Source organism: Sphingobium fuliginis (genome assembly GCF_004152845.1).
In the GTDB taxonomy this organism is placed as follows: Bacteria; Pseudomonadota; Alphaproteobacteria; order Sphingomonadales; family Sphingomonadaceae; genus Sphingobium; species Sphingobium fuliginis.
The window spans coordinates 455,307-473,544 of the sequence record NZ_SEON01000003.1 but is presented as its reverse complement, the minus strand read 5'-3'; the positions used below and the strand labels follow the sequence as shown (position 1 = coordinate 473,544).

The following is an 18,238-nucleotide window of genomic DNA, read 5'->3' as shown; positions in this document are numbered from 1 at the left end:
GCCCGGAACGAACTCCCGCAGCCGCTCCCACTGATCATCCCGCAGCACTTCGCCTTCCACGCCAGCCTCCAAAAGCCAGCCTTGAATCACAAATCCAAACCGTCGTGAATCCCTAAAATGTCACTACGGCCTAGAGCGTTTTCCAAGCAGATGGAATCATCTGCTGACTCGGAAAACGCGACAAAACAAAAACTTAGAGCAGTCGAGCCGATGCAATCGGATCGGAATCTGCTCTAGAGCCAATCGACATTCAGCCCTGACGGCCTGCAAATGACGCTTTTCCGAGCTTCCAGTGCTCACCTACTTTGAGTAGGCTGCGCTCCGGGTCACGGAAAACCACCATTTTACCTTCGGTGGCCTTCGGCTCGGCTCGTCATCTTCTGAATGTCGATTGGCTCCAGGCGGCGCCCTTCATACCCTCATCCCGGCTTTCGCCGGGGTGAGGGTTGAAATTCCGAATGGCCGGGTCACAGGAAGGCGCGCAGTTCCGCGATGAAGCGGTCGAACTGGTCATGGTGCAGCCAATGACCGGCATCCGCGAATTCGACCAGCCGGGCATCCCGGAAATGCGCGGCGCGCCCATCCTTCACCGGATTGGACGCCCAGCTATCCAGCCCAAGGCACAGCAGCGTCGGGCATGTGATCCGCTTCCAGAATTGCGGCAGGTCCATGTCCGACCAGGCCTGGGGCGCCGCATCGTGAAGATAGGGATCGAATTTCCAGCGATAGCTGCCATCCTCGTTGCGATTGACGCCGTGGATGGTGAGGTGCATCGCCTGTTCGACCGACAGATGGTCGTTGCGTTCCCGCATGCGCGCGACGGCTGCCTCCAGGGTCGGATAATGCCGCCGTGCCTGACGCGCCCGGTTCCGCCGCTTCTCGATCCATTGCAGCCATAGGTCGGGCTCGGCCTTTTGCGACTGTTCCTCGATCCGGCCCGGCGACAGGCCCAGTCCCTCTATGGCGACGATCCTGGCGACCTTTTCCGGGAACAGCCCGGCATAGCGCAGCGCGATCGATCCGCCCAGCGAATGGCCGACCAATATCACCGGCTCCCGGCCCAGTTGCTCGATCAACTGCGCCAGGTCGTAGACATAGTTCGCCATCATGTAGGAACCCTCGGCCGACCAGGCGCTGTCGCCATGGCCGCGCAGGTCGGGCGCGACGACGTGATAATCCTTCGCCAGCGCCCGTGCCGTCCAGTCCCAGCTCCGCGAATGGTCGAAGCCGCCATGCACCAGAACCAGCGTCGGCGCGGCGCTGTTGCCCCAGTCCAGATAGTGCAGGCGCATCCGCAGCGACGTGTAGAAATGGGAAGTCGGCGCGGCTTGCGTGTTCATGCGATCCTGCGAGCGGGTGGACAGGGGAGGGACAAGGTTCATGTCTCTTTGGCGAACTCCCCGGCGCATGCAAGGGGCGAGAACAGGAAAATCCCTGTTTTACGCCTGTTTCGTCAAGCTTTGGTAAAGATCGCCGCTCTACAGATCGTCCGGATGGGCGGCCAGCCTGACGAGCTTCTGGTGGTCCTGCGCCACTGCGGTCACGATGCGCGCCAGTTCCGCCTGCTTGAACGGCTTGTCCAGTCGGGGCCGTTGCGTCATGTTCGGCGGCAGTTCGGCAAAACCCGTGATGATGACCACCGGCAGGCCGGGCAGCCTTTGCTCGATCTCGTCGGCCAGCTGCGTGCCGGTCATGCCCGGCATGGCATAGTCGCTGATCACCAGGTCGACGCTGCCCTGTTCCAATATGCGCAGCGCATCCGGTCCCGACGTCGCCTGGAATACCGTGTGCCCCAGTTCCTCCAGCATGCCCGCGGTGTTGGTCAGCACCAGATCGTCATCGTCGACGGCCAGGATCACCAGCGGCTCCGTCAGCGCCAGGGCAAGGGCATCGGGAATGTCGGCCACGGCCACCTCCGCCGGTTCGGCGGGCGCCATCGGCAGCCACAGCGACACCGTGGTTCCCTGGCCCGGTTCGCTGACGATGGTCAGGGAACCGCCGCATTGTTCGGCAAAGCCGTGCACCATCGACAGGCCAAGGCCCGTGCCCTTGCCGACGCCCTTTGTCGTGAAGAAGGGTTCGCGCGCCCGCTCCAGCGTCGCTGCGTCCATGCCCTCGCCCTCATCGATGACGGACAGGCGCACATAGGGGCCGCCCTCCAGTCCGGGGCGTTGCGCCTTGGGCAGAGTGGCCTCCACCCCTTCTATGATGATCCGTCCGTCGCCGGCCATGGCGTCCCTGGCGTTCACCGCCAGATTGAGCAGCGCCAGTTCAAGCTGGGCCGGATCGGCATGGGCGGCGCTCAGATGCAGGGGAAAGCGGGTTTCGATGGCGATCCCGCTGCCCAGCGTCGTCTTCAGGAGGTCGGCCATGTCCCGCACCAGCGCCACGCAATCGACGCTCCGCAACTTCAGTTCCTGCTTGCGCGCAAAGGCCAGCATGCGCTGCGTCAGCGTCGCCCCGCGTTCCGCCGCCGTCATCGCGTTGTCGATATAGCGGGACACGTCCGCCCCGGTCGCCAGCCGCTGCCGCGCCAGGTCCAGACTACCGACGATCACGGCCAGCAGATTGTTGAAATCATGGGCGACACCGCCCGTCAGCTTGCCGATGGCCTCCATCTTCTGCGCCTGGAACACCGCCTCCCGCGCTTCTTCGAGCGCCAGTTGCGTCTCCCGCCGTTCGGTGAGGTCGCGCGTTATCTTGGCGAAGCCGATCAATTCGCCGGCGGCGCTGCGGATCGTATCGATGATGACATGCGCCCAGAAGCGGGAGCCGTCCTTGCGGATGCGCCATCCCTCCGCCTCGAACCGGCCTTCGCGCGCTGCCGTGTCCAGCGCCCGGGATGGCAGGCCGGCCATGCGGTCCTCTTCCGAATAGAAGCGCGCGAAATTCTGGCCCAATATCTCTTCGGTCGTATAGCCCTTGAAGCGTTCGGCCCCCGGATTCCAGCTCGTGATCGTCCCAATGGGGTCCAGCATGTAGATGGCATAGTCGGTCACGCCCTGCACCAGCAGGCGGAACCGTTCCTCGCTGCGGCGCAATTCCTCCTCCGCCGCGCGGCGTTCGGTCAGGTCGCGGGTGACCTTGGCGAAGCCGATAAGCTGGCCGCCGGGTTCGCGGATGGGATCGATGACCACATGCGCCCAGAAGCGGGAGCCGTCCTTGCGCACGCGCCATCCCTCCGCCTCGAACCGGCCGGCATTTTCGGCGGTGTCCAGCGCAAGCGCGGGCAGGCCGGCCGCCTGATCCTCCGGCGTGTAGAAGCGGGAGAAATGCTCACCGATGATCTCATCGGCCTCATAGCCCTTGAAGCGCCGCGCGCCGGCATTCCAACTGACGACGATGCCGTTGGCGGAGAGCATGTAGATGGCATAGTCGGTGACGTTCTGGACCAGCAGCTCGAAGCGGTTTCCAGATCCTTCCGGTGCCGCCGTGCTCATGAGGGGTTCCCGTCGAATTGACATGTTCGTCGTCCACAACGCGCATGCGTTCCGGACGTTCCGCTTGCGAAAGCGATTGTCCGGCGTGCCGGGCCGGGCGCGGCATTGACTTCGCCGTGCCCTCCGCGCCAAGGAGGCGCCTTCGGCAAGGATGGCCAAGAAGACGGAACGCATATGGGCAAGACAGCAGGAATCACCGTCGTGGGCGAAGCGATGCTGGAACTGAGCCGCGCGTCGGACGGGTTCGGTTCGGGCCAGGTTGGATCGGGCCAGGTTGGATCGGGTGGGGGCTGGAACCTGCGCTATGGCGGCGACGTCATCAACACGGCGATCCATCTCGCCCGTTGTGGCGACCATGTGCGCTTTGCGAGCGCGATCGGCGCCGATCCGATGAGCGCTGAACTGCGCGCAGCCTGGGAAGCAGAGGGCGTCGACACGTCGCTGCTGCTCTCCGCCGAGGGAAAGCTGCCGGGCCTTTACGCGATAGAGACCGATGCGCAGGGCGAACGCAGCTTCCACTATTGGCGGGGAGAGGCGGCCGCCAGGCGCATGTTCGACCTGCCGGAAAGCGCCGCCATGGTGGAAGAAGCGGCTGGATCGGAACTGCTCTATTTTTCCCTGATCACGCTTGCGATATTGTCCGAGGAAGCGCGCGAAAAGCTGTTCGCCCTGTGCGCGGCGGTTCGCGCAAAGGGGGGCAAGGTGGCGTTCGACGGCAATTACCGCGCCCGGCTCTGGCCCGATGCCGCGACCGCGCGCCACTGGCGCGACCGTGCCATCGCGCTCAGCGACATGGGTCTGCCCACTTTGGCCGATGAGGTCGAAATGGGCGAGGCGGACGATGTCGAGGATGCGGCCCGCCGCTGGGGCGCTGGCGAAGGCCGCGAGATCGTGGTGAAACTGGGCGCCGACGGCTGTCTGGTGGATGGGCAGATCGTCGCGCCGCCCGCCAGGCTCTCCGTCGTCGATTCGAGCGGCGCTGGCGATGCGTTCAACGGCGGCTATCTCCATGCCCGCCTCGCCGGTCGTTCGGCGCGCGAGGCGGCGCTTGCGGGTCATCGCCTGGCCGGCTGGAATATCGGCCGCCGGGGCGCGATACCGGCCCGCGATGGCGATGCGCCCTATGCCGACCTCTGAAATTCTCCGCTGCGACCTCGTTGACGGCATTGGGATCAAAGGCTAAGCCGCGTTTCACCCCGGCGGGTGTAGCTCAATGGCAGAGCAGAAGCTTCCCAAGCTTACGACGAGGGTTCGATTCCCTTCACCCGCTCCAGATTCCTGACATCATGACGGCTATGTCGAGTTCGCCCCGGGCGCGTTCCTGATGGGCCAGCCGCGAACCGGCCAGTGGCGACCGGCGAATCGCGAACCGGTCAATGGCGGGCATCAACTCCTGTCGCCAACGGCCGCGCCGACCGCCATCCACCCCATATCCTCTTCAACCCACCTGCCGCTTCGCCAGCTTCCTTGCCAGCGTGCGCCGGTGCATGCCCAATCGCCGTGCCGCTTCGGAGATATTGAAGTCGCTGTCCTTCAGCACTTCATGGATATGTTCCCATTCCAGCGTCTTGATCGACGTCGGGCGGGGCGCGAGGGGGGTGGAAGGGTCGCCGGCGGAACGCGCGAAGGCCGCCTCTATGTCGTCGGTGTTGGACGGCTTGGCGAGATAGTTGGACGCGCCGAGCTTGATCGCCTCCACCGCCGTCGCGATGCTGGCGAAGCCGGTCAGGACGACGATCACCATCGCCGGATCATGGGCATGCAATGTCTGCACGCAGACGAGGCCGGATTCCGCGCCCAGCTTCAGGTCGACCACGGCGAAGCCGGGCCTGCTGCCCGCCAGCACCGTTTCCAGCGCCGCATGGCTGTCGGCCGCCAGCACCGTATAGCCGCGCCGTTCGAAGGAGCGCTTGAGCGTTCTGGCGAACGCCTCGTCATCCTCGACAATCACCAGCAGGCGCTCAGTCATCGGGCCGTCTCCTCTTCCAGCGCCACCGTGCCCAGCGGCAGCCGCAGCAGGATCAGCGCCCCGCCGTCCGCGCCGTTGCTCGCGCTGACGCTGCCGCCCAGCTTGCGCACCACATTGACCACAAGGAACAGGCCCAGGCCATGGCCTTCCTTGCCCTTGCTCGATCGATAGGGCTTGCCGAAATCCTCCAGCATCGCCTCCGAAAAGCCGCTGCCATTGTCGCGCACCGCGATGTTGAGCGAACTGCTGTCGCGCCCCGCCAGCAGGTCGATATAGGTCGCGCCCGCCTCCCGCGCATTGTCGAGCAGATTGCCGATCGCCTGCCGGATCACCGGATCGGCCACGATGCGGGGATAGTCATGCGGCCCGAAATCGCAGCGCAGCGGCATGCCGGGATTCGCCCTGCGCCACTCCATGGCGATGCCCTCTATGAAATCGCGCACATTGGTCACTTCCGGCGCCTCGCCCCGCGCCTCGCCGGAGGACAGGAGGATGCCGGTGACGATCTCCTTGCAGCGCTGGACCGCCGCCTGCATCTCCGCCACTTCCTCGACCAGCGGGGGGTGGGCCGTGATCTCCGGCATGTGCCGCCAGTCGCCCAGCACCACCGCAAGCTGGGAGAGGGGGGTGCCCAGTTCATGCGCCGCGCCCGACGCCAACAGGCCCATGCGGACGATATGCTCCTCCTCCGCCGCCTGCTGACGCAACCGGGCGAGATAGGCGTCCCGCGCCTGGAGGTTGCGCGTCACCGGCAGCACGAACAGCACCAGCAGCACGGCGATCATGGTAAGGCATATCCATGTGCCGACGATATGCAGGTCGAACAAATGGCCTTCCAGCGCGCCGTTCAGGTCCAGCGGCCGGTAATGCAGCGCCAGCAGCCCCGCACAGAGCGCAGAGACGAAGACGATGCCCCAGATGCTCCACCGGTCGAGCAGCACCGCCCCCAGCGCCACCTGCACCAGATAGAGCGAGATGAAGGGATTGGTCGCCCCCCCTGAAAGATAGAGCTGCGCCGTCAGCAGCAGCACGTCGAACAGCAGCGACAGGAACAGTTCGGCATGGGACACGTCGGTCCGCTTGCGCAGCGCGCCGAAGCTGAGGCCGTTCATCAATATCGCCATGCCCGCGATCAGCAGCATCGGGGCGATGGGCAGGCGGATGCCCATGATGAAATGCACGGCGAGGATAGTGATGAGCTGCCCCGCGATCGCCAGCCAGCGCAACTGCACCAGCAGCGCCAGATTCTTGCGGCCCGCGGCGTCGGCAGGCCACTGGCTGGGTTGCCAGAGGGTGCTGATCGGCAGGTTCCGGTTCATCCCCGGCGGTCTTTCCGCTCCTGGCGCATCACGAATATGTACGCGCCCGCGACCATTGCCGCCAGTGCGAACCATGTGATCGCATATTGCAGATGATTGTTCGGAAAGGCGACGATGGTGAGGCCGCCGACAGGCAAGGCGCCGGGATCGGCCGCCGCATCGGCGTCGATGAAATAATCGGCCACCGGCCGCCCGATCCCGCGCGCTGCTGCGATGGCGGCCACATCGCGGGAGAACCAGCGGTCGCCTGCCGGATCGTTGGAGCGCAGGAACCCGCCGCCCGGTTCGCTGAGCCGCAGCAGTCCCGAAATCCGCGCTTCGCCCGGAGGACGCATATAGTCCCGTCGCCTGTTGGGCGGCACGAAGCCGCGATTGACGATGACCGTGAAGCCCCGATCGGTGACGAGCGGCGTCAGCACCCAGAAACCGGCGCCGCGCACCGTGACGGCCTGCACCAGCGCGGCCTTGTCATGGAGGAAACGCCCCGAAATCCTGACGCGCCGATATTCGTCGGCCTTTGCGGCCATGCGGGGAGCGGGGACGGGGGCGGCATGGATTCGCGCATCGACGCGGGCGATCAGGTCGCGCTTCCAGGCGAGGCGCTGGACCTGCCAGGCGCCCAGTGCGCAAAATCCGGCAAAAAAGAAGAGGGCGATCAGCGTCAGGCCGATCGGAAAGGCCGGGGAGCGCCGGGAGCGCTCCCCGTCTTGGCCCGTTGTCACGGCATCTCGCTCATATTGTGCATGACGCGCATTTCCTGGGTCGGACCCATGTCCATCTCCATCTGCGCGTGCGGCATCATATTCGCGTTCAGATGATACATGACCCACAGGGAACCGGACAGGACGATGACGACCAGCACCACCGTCAACATCATCGCCATGAACGACCAGCCGCCTTCGACGCGGGTGTTCATGTGCAGGAAGTAGATCATGTGGACGACGACCTGGACCGCGGCGAAGCCCATGATGACGATGCCCGTCAGTTGCGGGTCGTTCAGCGCGCCGCTCATCACCAGCCAGAAGGGAATGGCCGTCAGGATCACCGACAGGCCGAAACCGATCATGTAGCTGCCGAAGCTGCCGTGCGAATGGGCGTCATGATGATCGTCATGATGGTGGTCGTGGCCACCGTGCGGATGGACGGCATCGCTCACCGGAGCACTCCCATCAGATAGACAAAGGTGAAGACGCCGATCCAGATGACGTCCAGGAAGTGCCAGAACATCGACAGGCACATCAGCCGCCGCTTGTTGGCAGGGATCAGGCCCTTCTTCGCGACCTGCACCATCAGCGTGACCAGCCAGATCGAACCGAAGGTGACGTGCAGCCCGTGCGTTCCGACCAGCGTGAAGAAGGAGGACAGGAACGCCGAACGCCACGGACCCGCGCCCTCATGGATGAGGTGCGCGAATTCGTAGAGTTCGATGAACAGGAACGCCCCGCCGAACAGCAGCGTGACGACCAGCCAGCCCTGCGTGGCGCTGACCCTGTTCTTCTCCATCGCCAGCATGGCGAAGCCATAGGTGATCGAGGAGAAGAGCAGCATCGCGGTGTTGAGCGCGACGAGGGGCAGGTCGAACAGGTCCTTTGGCCCCGGCCCGCCGGCATAGCTGCCGCCCAGCACCGCATAGGTGGCGAAGAGGATGGCGAAGATGAGGCAGTCGCTCATCAGATACATCCAGAAGCCCAGCATGGTGCTGTGGCCTTCGTGGAGGTGCGGCTCCTCGGGCAGGTGATAGGCCCGGGGTTCCCTATGTGCAGTTGCGCTGCTCATGCGTGTCAGACTCCCGCCGCGAGGATTTGCGTGCGCTCTTCCTCGGTGCGCGTCACATCCTCCGCAGGGATGTAGAAGTCGCGCTTGTAGTTGAAGGTGTGGCCGATGGCGACGGCGACGATGCCGATGAAGCTCAGCCCCGCAAGCCACCAGATGTACCAGATGAGCGCAAAGCCGCACAGCGTCGCCAGCCCGGCCAGGATCACGCCCGCGCCCGTGCTGCTCGGCATGTGGATCGGCCTGTAGCCGCTCAGCGGACGCTGATAGCCGTTCTTCTTCATGTCCGCCCAGGTGTCGCCATCGTACACCACGGGGGTGAAGGCGAAATTATACTCCGGCGGGGGCGAGCTGGTCGCCCATTCCAGGGTACGGCCGTCCCAGGGGTCGCCGGTCGGATCGCGAAGCTCGTCGCGCTTCCAGATGGACACCGCGAACTGGATCAGCATGGCGCCGATGCCGATGGCGATGATGGCGGCGCCGATCGCCGCGATGACGAACCAGGGTTGCAGCGACGGATCGTCCAGCACCCGCAGGCGGCGCGTGACGCCCATCAGGCCGAGCACGTAGAGCGGACCGAAAGCCAGCCAGAAGCCGATGTTCCAGCACCAGAAGCTGACCTTGCCCCAAAAGACGTTCAGCCTGAAGCCGAAGGCCTTGGGCCACCAGTAGTTGATCGCCGCGAACAGGCCGAACAGCACGCCGCCGATGATCACATTATGGAAATGGGCGATCAGGAACAGCGAGTTGTGCAGCACGAAGTCCGCGGGCGGAACCGCCAGCAGCACGCCGGTCATGCCTCCCACCGTGAAGGTCAGCATGAAGGCGACGGCCCACATCATCGGCAGCTCGAAACGGATCTTGCCGCGATACATGGTGAACAGCCAGTTGAACAGCTTGGCGCCCGTCGGGATCGAGATGATCATCGTCGTGATGCCGAAGAAGCTGTTGACGCTGGCGCCCGAACCCATGGTGAAGAAGTGGTGCAGCCACACCAGGTAGGACAGCACCATGATGGTGCAGGTCGCATAGACCATGGAGGTGTAGCCGAACAGGCGCTTGCCGCAGAAGGTGGAGACCACTTCGGAGAAGACGCCGAACAGCGGCAGGATGAGGATATAGACCTCCGGATGGCCCCAGATCCAGATGAGGTTGACGTACATCATCGGATTGCCGCCGAAATCATTGGTGAAGAAGGCGGTGCCGGCATAGCGGTCGAGCGACAGCAGGACGAGCGTGGCGGTCAGGATCGGGAAGGAGGCGACGATCAGGACGTTCGCGCAGAGCGAGGTCCAGGTGAACACCGGCATCTTCATGAGCGACATGCCCGGCGCGCGCATCTTCACGATGGTCGCGATCAGGTTGATGCCGGACAATGTCGTGCCGACGCCCGCCACCTGCAACGCCCAGATATAATAATCGACGCCTGTCGCGGGACTGTAGGCAAGCCCTGACAGCGGCGGATAGGCAAGCCAGCCGGTCTGCGCGAACTCGCCCAGGAACAGCGACATCATGACCAGCACGGCGCCGCCTGTCGTCATCCAGAAGGAGAAATTGTTGAGGAAGGGAAAGCTGACGTCGCGCGCCCCGATCTGGAGCGGCACGATGTAGTTCATCAGGCCGGTGATGAACGGCATCGCCACGAAGAAGATCATGATGACCCCGTGCGCGGTGAACACCTGGTCATAATGATGGGCGTTCAGATAGCCTTCGGAACCGTTGAAGGCCCAGGCCTGCTGGATGCGCATCATGATCGCGTCGGCAAATCCGCGCAGGAACATGATGAGGCCCAGCACCATGTACATGATGCCGATCTTCTTGTGATCGACGCTGGTGAACCATTCCTTCCAGAGATAGCCCCAGAGCCGGAACCAGGTGAGCGCCGCGACAAGGGCGGCGCCGCCCAGCACCACCGCGACGAAGGTCGCGACGACGATGGGCTCATGCCATGGGAAGCTGTCCCATGTCAGACGACCGAAGATCATCTGTGCGGTTGTCATTGTGCCAGTCATGGGCCTTACCGATGCTGCGCGTGCGCGTCAGCGCCGCTGTGGGAAGAGTGATCGCCCGGCGCCTGCGCGGCGCCCTTCGCGCCGTCCGCGGCCGGTGCGTCGGGAGCAGTCTCCTGCCCCCTGTTCCGGTCCGACTGTTCGATCACATGGCTGTCGGGGAAGTCGTAGCGCAGACCTTTGGTGTCGCGCGCCGATTCCTTGCCCGCGCCGCCCATCATGTTGACGTGCATCAGCTCGCCCATGCAGCGCTGGCCGGGCCGGGGGCACAGATTGACCACGGCATCGAACAGCTTGGGGTCGACGGCGGAGAAATAGGCGACCGGCGCCTTTTCGCTGGGCTTGGCCAGGGTCAGATAGACGTCGCGATCGAGATGGGCGCGGCTGGCCTTCACCCCGGCTGCCCAGGCATCGAACCCGGCCCTGTCCAGCGCCCGGTAGGCGAAGCGCATGTGGGTGAAGCCCGCGCCCGAATAGTTGGCGGAAATGCCGGTGCCCGCCACCGGCCGGTTGGCGACGGCGTGCAACTGGGTCTTCATGCCGGGCATGGCATAGATCTGGCCGGCGAGTTCAGGCACGTAGAAGCTGTTCATCACGGTAGAGGCGGTGATGTCGAACCGCACCGGCACATTGACCGGTAGCGCCAGCTCGTTGACCGTCGCGATGCCCAGTTCGGGATAGATGAACAGCCATTTCCAGTCGAGCGCCACGACCTCGACCGTCAGCGGCTTCACCCTGGGATCGATCGCCGTCCTGGCGTCGATGCGGTCGAGCGGCCGATAGGGATCGAGCTTGTGCGTGCTGACCCAGGTCAGCGCGCCAAGGCAGATGATGATCAGCAGCGGCGCGGACCAGATCAGCAGTTCCAGCTTGGTGGAATGGTCCCAGTCCGGGTCATAATCCTTGTCCGCGGCCTTGTTCGCCGCGCGGTAGCGCCAGGCGAAGAAGACGACGAGCGCCATGACGGGAACGACGATGAGGAGCATCAGCGCGGTCGAGATCAGGATCAGGTCGCGCTGCTGCACCGCAATATCGCCCGACGGGTTCATCACGACCCAGTCGCAGGCCGTCAGCGGCAGCGCCAGAATCGGAGCGGACCAGCGGAAAATCCGGGTCCGGTCGAGGGGGATGGGGTGTGGCATGGGGGCCGCCTACCGCTTCCGCAGGGAGTCGAACAGTGGGCAATTTGTCCCATTGTGCGCAGATGCAAAAAATGCTTCAGCGGTGGGATACTGCTTAGACTCTGCGGGTTTTCTGCTATGTTGCCTATCCGTGGCCGCCGGCAGAACAGAAGAGGGTTCCGGTGGCTTAGCCAAGGAGCGGATGCCTATGAGTTCACAGGCCATGACCTTCACCTCCCGATCGCTGGAGGATGATGCGCGCCTGATCAATGCGCGGGACCACAAGATCGCGCCGGGTGATATTTCCATTGGTGTGATCATTGGTCGCACCTCCGAATTCTTCGATTTCTTCGTTTACGCCATCGCCTCGGTCATCGTGTTCCCGAGCCTTGTGTTCCCCTATGTGGATGCCCTGACCGGCACGCTCTATTCCTTCGCGGTCTTCGCCGTCGCCTTCATCACGCGGCCCATCGGTTCGCTGATCTTCATGGCCATCGATCGCCGCTACGGGCGCGGAACGAAGCTGACCGTCGCGCTGTTCCTGCTCGGCGGCTCGACCGCGTCCATCGCCTTCATGCCCGGTTATGCGACGATTGGCCATTATGCTGCGTTAGTCCTGATCATCTTGCGCGCGGCGCAGGGCATCGCGCTGGGCGGCACATGGGACGGGCTGGCGTCGCTGCTGTCGCTCAACGCGCCGCAGCATCAGCGCGGCTGGTACGCCATGGTGCCGCAACTCGGCGCGCCGCTGGCCCTGCTGGTGGCGAGCGGGCTGTTCGCCTTCTTCCTGCTGACGCTGTCGCGTGCGGACTTCCTCGACTGGGGCTGGCGCTATCCCTTCTTCGTGGCCTTCGCGATCAACGTCGTCGCGCTGTTCGCCCGGCTGCGCATCGTGGTGACGCATGAATTCGAACGCCTGTTCGAGCAGAAGGACCTTCAGCCGTCCGAAATCCTGCCGACGGTCAAGGCGGAAGGGCGCAACATCATCATCGGCGCCTTCGCTCCGCTGGCGAGCTTCGCGCTGTTCCACATGGTCACCGTGTTCCCGCTGAGCTGGGTCGCGCTGTTCACCAACCAGCCGCTGGAACGCTTCCTGATCATCGAGATGATCGGCGCGTCCGTGGGCCTGCTGGCCATCGTCGTTTCCGGCTTCATCGCGGACCAGATCGGCCGCCGCTCCCTGTTGGCATGGTCGGCGCTCGGCATCGCGATCTTCAGCATCATGGCGCCGCTGCTGCTGAACGGCGGCGATCTGGGAGAGGTCGCCTTCATGATCCTGGGCTTCATGCTGCTGGGGCTGGCTTTCGGCCAGTCGTCCGGCGTCGTCGCGTCGAATTTCGCGACCGAGGCGCGCTATACCGGGTCGGCCCTGACGTCGGACCTGGCCTGGCTGGTCGGCGCCGGCTTCGCGCCGCTGGTGGCCCTGTTGCTGTCCGTGAAATTCGGCCTGGCCGCCTCGGGCATCTACCTGCTGTCGGGTGCGGTGGCGACGATGGTGGCGCTCTACATCAACAAGGAACTGGCGGCCCGCGACCGTTAAGGGGGCATCCGCCATCTTCGAAAAGGGGCCGGAGGGGGGTGTCCTCTCCGGCCCTTTTCTGTCCCCGACGTGCCCACAGGAGCACGTTAAGCCAAGCTCGGAGCGACGCTCTACTTCCCCCGCGCAAAATCCCGCATGCGCGCCAACGCCTTCCGGTCGAACCATCCCACGGGCAGCGCGCGCGGCGCAAAGCGCGGCAACCATTCCCCATAAACCGCATCCATCCGCACCGGCAGCCCGTCCACGCCATCCCGGCCCATGATGTCGGAAATGATCCGGTTCTGGAAAAAGCGCACCGAATAATTGATCATCCGCCGATATTGCATGCGCAGGGTGGTGGGCCGCAACAGGCTGACCGCCTCACAGCGAAAGCCGGCATCCTCGCAGGCCAGGACCCGCTCCCGCCGCCAGTCGGCATCGCGCCCCAGGTCGGTATGCGCCCATGCCGCCACCAAACCGTCGTCTCCGATCAGGTCCTCGGGCAGCCGCAAGCCCCTGAGCCGGATATCTCCCACGAAGCGCCCCGACAGGGCGTAGAGATCGCCGAACAATCCCCGTTCCTCCCGCAGGGACCGGCGATAGGCGTCCGCGGACCGCCCGTTCATCGGCATCCCCGCCGCCGCGTTCGCCTCCGGCCGCGCCGCGAGGTCCGATACCAGCGCATCGATCGACCCGGCAAGGATCTCCGCATCGCCATCCATGAAGATCACGGCATCTTCTCCGCCGGTCAGCAGGCGGTGGACGAAATGGTTCCAGGTGCGCGCCTTGCCCCCGGCGGCCAGATCGTGGACGATGACATTCGTCCGTCCTCCGGCCGCTTCGCGCGCCCGTCCTGCCGTGGCATCGGTCGATCCGTTCACCAGCACATGGAAGACGGTGTCGGCCCGGTCTAGCGGCAGCGATGAAAGGCAACGCCCGATCCGCCGTTCCTCCTGATGCGCGAATATGCCGACCGCGACGCCCATGCCTAGCGGAAATCCCAGCCCTGCTGTCCATGGCGGGCGATGTCCAGCCCCTCCGCTTCTTCCCGCGCGCCGATCCGGGCGGGCGTCACGACCGACAGCATCAGCGCGATGATCGCCGCTCCCGCCATCGCCCAGAGCGCCACCGCCGCGATGCCGATGCACTGCGCCAAGAAGGCGCCGGCAAGGCTGATCCCCGCCGCGAAGCCGACGCCGCCCAGCGCGGGCAGCACGAAGGGAAGCAGCAACAGCGCGCCCGTCAGCCCGCCCAGTCCGTGGATCACGAAAATATCCGCCGCGTCGTCGATGCGGTCGCCCAATAATCCCTTTGCCAGTCGGCAGATGACGGCGGCGATCAGCCCGATGGCCATCGCGCCGCCCGGCCCCACCAGAGCGCCGGAGGCGGAGATCGCCACCAGTCCGGCCAATGCGCCCGAAACCAGCCCATTGGCGGTGACATGCCCCTTGTCGATCCGTTCCACCAGCATCCATCCGAAGAGGCCTGCGCAGGCGGCGAAATGGCCGTTCAGAATGGCGGTCGTGGCATTGTCCGTCGCGCCGAAGGACCATCCGCCCACTATGCCTGCCCAGCCGATCCACAGCAGCAGCCCGCCTGATACGCCCAGCACCGGCGCATGTCCGGCAGAAACGCTGCGCCGCCTGCCCACGACCAGCACCAGCGCGAGCGCGGAAAATCCCGCGCTCAAATGAACGACCAGCGCGCCCGCGAAATCCATGACGCCCAGATTGGCGAGCCATCCGCCGCCCCAGACCCAATGGACGACCGGCGCATAGACCAGCAGCAGCCAGAGCAACGCAAACACCGCCATCCACCCCAGGCGCACCCTTTCCGCCACAGCGCCCGGCAGCAGGCCGGCGGCAAGGATCGCAAGGGCCATCTGGAACAGCACGAAGGTGGATTCCGGCACGGTCAGCCCGTCACGCAGCGCGCCCAGATCGGCCAGCAACAGATGCGCCCGGCCGCCCAGCCACCCGCTCCCCGGCGCATAGGCCAGGCTGTAGCCGACAAGGGCCCAGAGCAGCGAAACCCCGGCGGCCACCACCAGCCCCTGCACGCCGATCGACAGGGCGTTGCGCACATGGACCAGACCGGCATGACGCAGCGCGAGTCCCGGCAGCGCCGCCAGCAACACCAGCAGACCGCACAGCATCATCCATGCCGTATCGCCGCTGTCGGCCACGGCCACCTGCGCCGCCGCGGGTTGCGGGGCCACCGACAGGAAAAGAAGGAGAATGGCAAGGAGGCGAGGCATCAGTTAATCCGGCAGTCCATATCCGGGCCGTCGTAACGCATGCGAAGTAAAGACTTGCCTAACCCTGATCGTTTCCCGCCACGCAGCCGATGCATTGGGCAGCGCGGACAAATTCGGGACTCCCCGGACCAGTTGATTTGGGCGGGAAGCGTACACTCGCTTCATCCCTCTCCCTTGAGGGAGAGGGCTGCGCAGACTTGGCAGCTTGCTGCCTAGTCGTAGCTGGATGAGGGGGTGCGATCCAACGGATCGCGCGGACCGCAGGCCCGCTCCCCCTCATCCAGATCAGCCTTAGGTTCCTCCGCCGCCAGGGCTTCCCATCCTTCTCCCTCAAGGGAGAAGGATGGTCTTACACTGGCCACCCCCCGGCATCCCGAACTCATCCACATCGCCTAATAGGCTTCCCCACCGCAACTGATCCGCCCCGTCCCCCGATTGTCGACGCTGCAGGCGGCCTTCCCCGCCACCGTCACATCGCCCGATCCGGATGCGGAAACCCGGGCCGAAACCTCTGCCGTCACCGCCACATTTCCCGGACCGTCATTCGCCACCGCGGCCTGCCGCACCCGCAGGCCTTCCGCCATCACCGCTCCGGGGCCGGTGACGCGGATGGTCGCGACGCCCGCCCGGCCGGACAGGTTCGCCCGTCCGGCTCCGGCCACTCCCAGGCTCAGCTGGTCCAGATCCACCGCCGCCACGCTGACATCGCCATTGCCGCCCAGCACGATCTCACCGCGCAGACCCTTCATCCGGCTGACCGACACCGATCCGCCGCCGGTCAGCACCACGCGGCTGAGGTCGCCGGTCGACAGCCGCAGCACCGCCCGCCCGCCCGATTTCTCGCCGGGCCGCGCCCGCTCCACCGTCACCGCAAGCAGGCGGCCGGATACGTCCACCTTCAGCCGGTCCAGCACCGCCTGATCGCCATCCGCCCGCGCCGAAGCACCCGCGCCGGTGGTGATCGTCACCTCCACCGGCGCATCCACGCGAATGGCGTCGAAACTGGTGATGGTGAACCCGCGCGTCGCCGCCGCCGCCGGGGCGGCCCATAGCATGATGGCGACCGGCAGGGCGAGCGAACGGGGCAGCGGCATGACGATCTCCCAGTCTTTTGCCGATCCTGATAGGGATGGGCCGTAGCGGTTCCAAGCCCCCTTGTTCGTCGCACCGGATCAGGCAAGATCGTCAGGTTTTCAAAAGGGGCATGTGGCTGATGCGCAAATGGATTTCCGGACTCCTCCTGGCTTCGATCAGCATCGCGGCCCCGGCTGCGCCCGACGACCGGGGCGAAGCCTGGTGGAAGCATGTCCGCACCCTTGCCGACGATGGCTATGAAGGGCGGGGAACGGGCAAGCCGGGCTATGACAGGGCGGCTGATTATGTGATCGGACAGCTTCGGGCGCTTGGGCTGAAGCCGGCCGGGACCGACGGCTATAAACAGCCCGTCGCCTTCGTCGAGCAGGTGATCCTGTCGCAGCAGAGCAGCGCTTCGCTGACGGGGCCGGGCGGCCATGCCGCGCTGGCGGCGCCCGCCGACATCATCTTCTCAGGGGGCGGCGGCCCCGCTCCGGAAACCGTCGGCGCCCCGCTGGTCTTCGCCGGCTACGGCCTGCACCTGCCGGAGGCGGGGCATGACGATTTCGCCGGGCTGGACCTCAAGGGCAGGATCGTGGTGGTCGTCTCGGGCGGACCGGCGACCCTCTCCGGCGCGCTGAAGTCCCATGCCCGATCGGAGCGGGCGGCGTGGCTGGCGAAGCAGGGCGCGCTTGGACTGATCCAGCTCGTGACGCCGAAACAGGTTGAAATTCCGTGGGACCGGCGCATGGCGCTGGCCAGCCAGCCGGCCCTGTTCTTCCGCGACCCCGCCCTGCGGGATACGGCGACCCCCTTCCTCAACGCCCAGTTCGACCCGGCCAAATCCGCGCTGCTCTTTGCCGGATCGGGCCATGATTTCGCGCAGATCGCCGCCGCCGCCGACAGTTCCGGCCCGGTGCCGTCCTTCCCGCTCGCCCAGCGGCTGGACGCGAAGGTGGCGGCGAGGCGCGCCGATTTGACCTCGCCCAACATCATCGCGCTCATGCCCGGGACGGACCCGCAGCTCAGCAGGGAATATGTCGTCCTGTCCGCGCATCTCGACGGCTATGGGGTGGGCACGCCGATCGACGGGGACGCGATCTACAATGGGGCGCTCGATAATGCATCGGGCGTGGCGAGCCTGCTGGAAATCGCCCGGACCCTGCGCAACGGGAAGGTGAAGCCCCGGCGGTCGATCCTCTTCGCCATCGTCACGGCGGAGGAGAAGGGGCTGCTCGGGTCCAGCTATTTCGCGCGCCGTCCGACCGTGCCGCAAAGGGCGATGGTGGCCGACCTCAATTTCGACATGGCCCTGCCGATCTTCCCGCTGACCAGCGTGACGCCGATCGGCTATGACCAGAGCAGCCTTGGCAAGGATGCTGAAGCGGTGAGCGCGGCGATGAACCTGCCGATCACGCCCGATCCCTTCCCGGACCGCAACGTCTTCATCCGGTCGGACCAGTACAGCTTCATCCGGGCGGGCATCCCCGCGCTGTTCTTCAAATATGGCTTCAAGGCGGGCACGCCGGAGGCGACGGTCGAAAGGGCCTGGCGCGCCAACATCTACCATTCGCCCAGGGACGACGCGAACCAGCCGGTGATGCCGGCCGAATCGGTGAAGCTCAACGACTATGTCGCCGCCGTCACGCTGCGCGTCGCCAATGCGCCGCAGCGCCCGGCCTGGAACGAGGACAGCTTCTTCCGCCGCTTCGCCAAATAGCGTCCCCTCCTGCTTGATCCGGCGAGGGCAGGGGCCT

At 65.4% G+C, this 18,238-nt stretch carries 16 protein-coding genes and 1 tRNA gene; 4 read left to right on the top strand and 13 right to left on the bottom strand.

Annotated features, from left to right (window positions below):
• Nucleotides 1–467 precede the first annotated feature (467 nt).
• Nucleotides 468–1,340 (bottom strand): alpha/beta fold hydrolase, encoded by an 873-nt coding sequence (locus tag EWH10_RS11060; RefSeq protein ID WP_044662489.1) that lies wholly within the window; start codon nt 1,338–1,340, stop codon nt 468–470.
• Nucleotides 1,341–1,478: 138 nt separating this feature from the next.
• On the bottom strand, nt 1,479–3,440 hold the full coding sequence (locus tag EWH10_RS11055) for a hybrid sensor histidine kinase/response regulator (protein ID WP_044662488.1): 1,962 nt from the start codon (nt 3,438–3,440) through the stop codon (nt 1,479–1,481).
• 174 nt (nt 3,441–3,614) lie between these two features.
• Here EWH10_RS11055 and EWH10_RS11050 point away from each other — a divergent pair, with 174 nt between their 5' ends.
• The gene (locus EWH10_RS11050) at nt 3,615–4,577 is read left to right on the top strand and encodes a sugar kinase (RefSeq protein WP_044662487.1); all 963 of its coding nucleotides are present in this window, start codon (nt 3,615–3,617) and stop codon (nt 4,575–4,577) included.
• Nucleotides 4,578–4,639: 62 nt separating this feature from the next.
• Nucleotides 4,640–4,713: transfer RNA gene (locus EWH10_RS11045), tRNA-Gly, on the top strand.
• On the opposite strand, the gene EWH10_RS22110 is transcribed toward EWH10_RS11045, so the two are convergent.
• From EWH10_RS22110 to cyoA, 8 genes are read right to left on the bottom strand one after another with little or no spacing between them, the layout of a single operon-like run.
• The gene (locus EWH10_RS22110) at nt 4,702–4,827 is read right to left on the bottom strand and encodes a hypothetical protein (RefSeq protein WP_262857361.1); all 126 of its coding nucleotides are present in this window, start codon (nt 4,825–4,827) and stop codon (nt 4,702–4,704) included. The two genes, EWH10_RS11045 and EWH10_RS22110, sit on opposite strands and share 12 nt — an antisense overlap.
• 51 nt (nt 4,828–4,878) lie before the next feature.
• Nucleotides 4,879–5,409, bottom strand: a complete 531-nt coding sequence (locus EWH10_RS11040) for a response regulator transcription factor (RefSeq protein ID WP_044662486.1) — start codon at nt 5,407–5,409, stop codon at nt 4,879–4,881.
• Nucleotides 5,406–6,728 (bottom strand): ATP-binding protein, encoded by a 1,323-nt coding sequence (locus tag EWH10_RS11035; protein WP_044662485.1) that lies wholly within the window; start codon nt 6,726–6,728, stop codon nt 5,406–5,408. The genes EWH10_RS11040 and EWH10_RS11035 overlap by 4 nt, the downstream gene beginning before the upstream one ends.
• Nucleotides 6,725–7,450 carry an SURF1 family protein gene (locus EWH10_RS11030; RefSeq protein WP_044662484.1) on the bottom strand — a complete coding sequence of 242 codons (726 nt, stop codon included), beginning with the start codon at nt 7,448–7,450 and terminating at the stop codon, nt 6,725–6,727. The genes EWH10_RS11035 and EWH10_RS11030 overlap by 4 nt, the downstream gene beginning before the upstream one ends.
• Nucleotides 7,447–7,884 carry a cytochrome o ubiquinol oxidase subunit IV gene (gene cyoD, locus EWH10_RS11025; RefSeq protein ID WP_025551292.1) on the bottom strand — a complete coding sequence of 146 codons (438 nt, stop codon included), beginning with the start codon at nt 7,882–7,884 and terminating at the stop codon, nt 7,447–7,449. Before cyoD ends, EWH10_RS11030 begins: the two co-directional genes overlap by 4 nt.
• A complete protein-coding gene (gene cyoC / locus EWH10_RS11020) occupies nt 7,881–8,504 on the bottom strand; it encodes a cytochrome o ubiquinol oxidase subunit III (RefSeq protein ID WP_025551291.1) in 624 nt (207 codons plus the stop codon). Before cyoC ends, cyoD begins: the two co-directional genes overlap by 4 nt.
• A 5-nt stretch (nt 8,505–8,509) precedes the next feature.
• Nucleotides 8,510–10,513, bottom strand: coding sequence for a cytochrome o ubiquinol oxidase subunit I (cyoB, locus tag EWH10_RS11015; RefSeq protein ID WP_044662483.1), 2,004 nt, complete (start codon nt 10,511–10,513; stop codon nt 8,510–8,512).
• A 5-nt stretch (nt 10,514–10,518) separates the two neighbouring features.
• Complete coding sequence (gene cyoA / locus EWH10_RS11010) at nt 10,519–11,652, bottom strand: ubiquinol oxidase subunit II (protein WP_044662482.1); 1,134 nt, start codon at nt 11,650–11,652, stop codon at nt 10,519–10,521.
• A 187-nt stretch (nt 11,653–11,839) separates the two neighbouring features.
• On the opposite strand from cyoA, the gene EWH10_RS11005 reads away from it, so the two are divergent.
• Nucleotides 11,840–13,171 (top strand): MFS transporter, encoded by a 1,332-nt coding sequence (locus tag EWH10_RS11005; protein ID WP_065846667.1) that lies wholly within the window; start codon nt 11,840–11,842, stop codon nt 13,169–13,171.
• 110 nt (nt 13,172–13,281) lie between these two features.
• Here EWH10_RS11005 and EWH10_RS11000 read toward each other — a convergent pair whose 3' ends face one another.
• The 3 genes from EWH10_RS11000 to EWH10_RS10990 form a co-directional block, all read right to left on the bottom strand.
• Nucleotides 13,282–14,136 carry a glycosyltransferase family 2 protein gene (locus EWH10_RS11000; RefSeq protein WP_065846665.1) on the bottom strand — a complete coding sequence of 285 codons (855 nt, stop codon included), beginning with the start codon at nt 14,134–14,136 and terminating at the stop codon, nt 13,282–13,284.
• 2 nt (nt 14,137–14,138) lie between these two features.
• Nucleotides 14,139–15,407, bottom strand: coding sequence for an ammonium transporter (locus EWH10_RS10995; protein WP_044662479.1), 1,269 nt, complete (start codon nt 15,405–15,407; stop codon nt 14,139–14,141).
• Between the two features lie 392 nt (nt 15,408–15,799).
• Nucleotides 15,800–16,501 carry a GIN domain-containing protein gene (locus tag EWH10_RS10990; protein WP_044662478.1) on the bottom strand — a complete coding sequence of 234 codons (702 nt, stop codon included), beginning with the start codon at nt 16,499–16,501 and terminating at the stop codon, nt 15,800–15,802.
• 119 nt (nt 16,502–16,620) lie between these two features.
• Between EWH10_RS10990 and EWH10_RS10985 the strand changes: the two genes are divergently transcribed.
• Nucleotides 16,621–18,201: a M28 family metallopeptidase gene (locus tag EWH10_RS10985; RefSeq protein ID WP_044663171.1), complete on the top strand. Its 1,581-nt coding sequence runs from the start codon at nt 16,621–16,623 to the stop codon at nt 18,199–18,201.
• Nucleotides 18,202–18,238 lie beyond the last annotated feature (37 nt).

Excerpts from the sequence above, each read along its gene's own strand:
- EWH10_RS11000 (WP_065846665.1), bottom strand. The coding sequence starts at position 14,136 with ATGGGCGTCGCGGTCGGCATATTCGCGCATCAGGAGGAACGGCGGATC.
- EWH10_RS11050 (WP_044662487.1), top strand. The coding sequence starts at position 3,615 with ATGGGCAAGACAGCAGGAATCACCGTCGTGGGCGAAGCGATGCTGGAA.
- EWH10_RS10990 (WP_044662478.1), bottom strand. The coding sequence starts at position 16,501 with ATGCCGCTGCCCCGTTCGCTCGCCCTGCCGGTCGCCATCATGCTATGG.
- EWH10_RS11035 (WP_044662485.1), bottom strand. The coding sequence starts at position 6,728 with ATGAACCGGAACCTGCCGATCAGCACCCTCTGGCAACCCAGCCAGTGG.
- EWH10_RS11005 (WP_065846667.1), top strand. The coding sequence starts at position 11,840 with ATGAGTTCACAGGCCATGACCTTCACCTCCCGATCGCTGGAGGATGAT.
- cyoC (WP_025551291.1), bottom strand. The coding sequence starts at position 8,504 with ATGAGCAGCGCAACTGCACATAGGGAACCCCGGGCCTATCACCTGCCC.
- EWH10_RS11060 (WP_044662489.1), bottom strand. The coding sequence starts at position 1,340 with ATGAACACGCAAGCCGCGCCGACTTCCCATTTCTACACGTCGCTGCGG.
- EWH10_RS22110 (WP_262857361.1), bottom strand. The coding sequence starts at position 4,827 with ATGCCCGCCATTGACCGGTTCGCGATTCGCCGGTCGCCACTGGCCGGT.
- cyoB (WP_044662483.1), bottom strand. The coding sequence starts at position 10,513 with ATGACTGGCACAATGACAACCGCACAGATGATCTTCGGTCGTCTGACA.
- EWH10_RS10985 (WP_044663171.1), top strand. The coding sequence starts at position 16,621 with ATGCGCAAATGGATTTCCGGACTCCTCCTGGCTTCGATCAGCATCGCG.
- EWH10_RS11040 (WP_044662486.1), bottom strand. The coding sequence starts at position 5,409 with ATGACTGAGCGCCTGCTGGTGATTGTCGAGGATGACGAGGCGTTCGCC.
- EWH10_RS11055 (WP_044662488.1), bottom strand. The coding sequence starts at position 3,440 with ATGAGCACGGCGGCACCGGAAGGATCTGGAAACCGCTTCGAGCTGCTG.
- cyoA (WP_044662482.1), bottom strand. The coding sequence starts at position 11,652 with ATGCCACACCCCATCCCCCTCGACCGGACCCGGATTTTCCGCTGGTCC.
- EWH10_RS10995 (WP_044662479.1), bottom strand. The coding sequence starts at position 15,407 with ATGCCTCGCCTCCTTGCCATTCTCCTTCTTTTCCTGTCGGTGGCCCCG.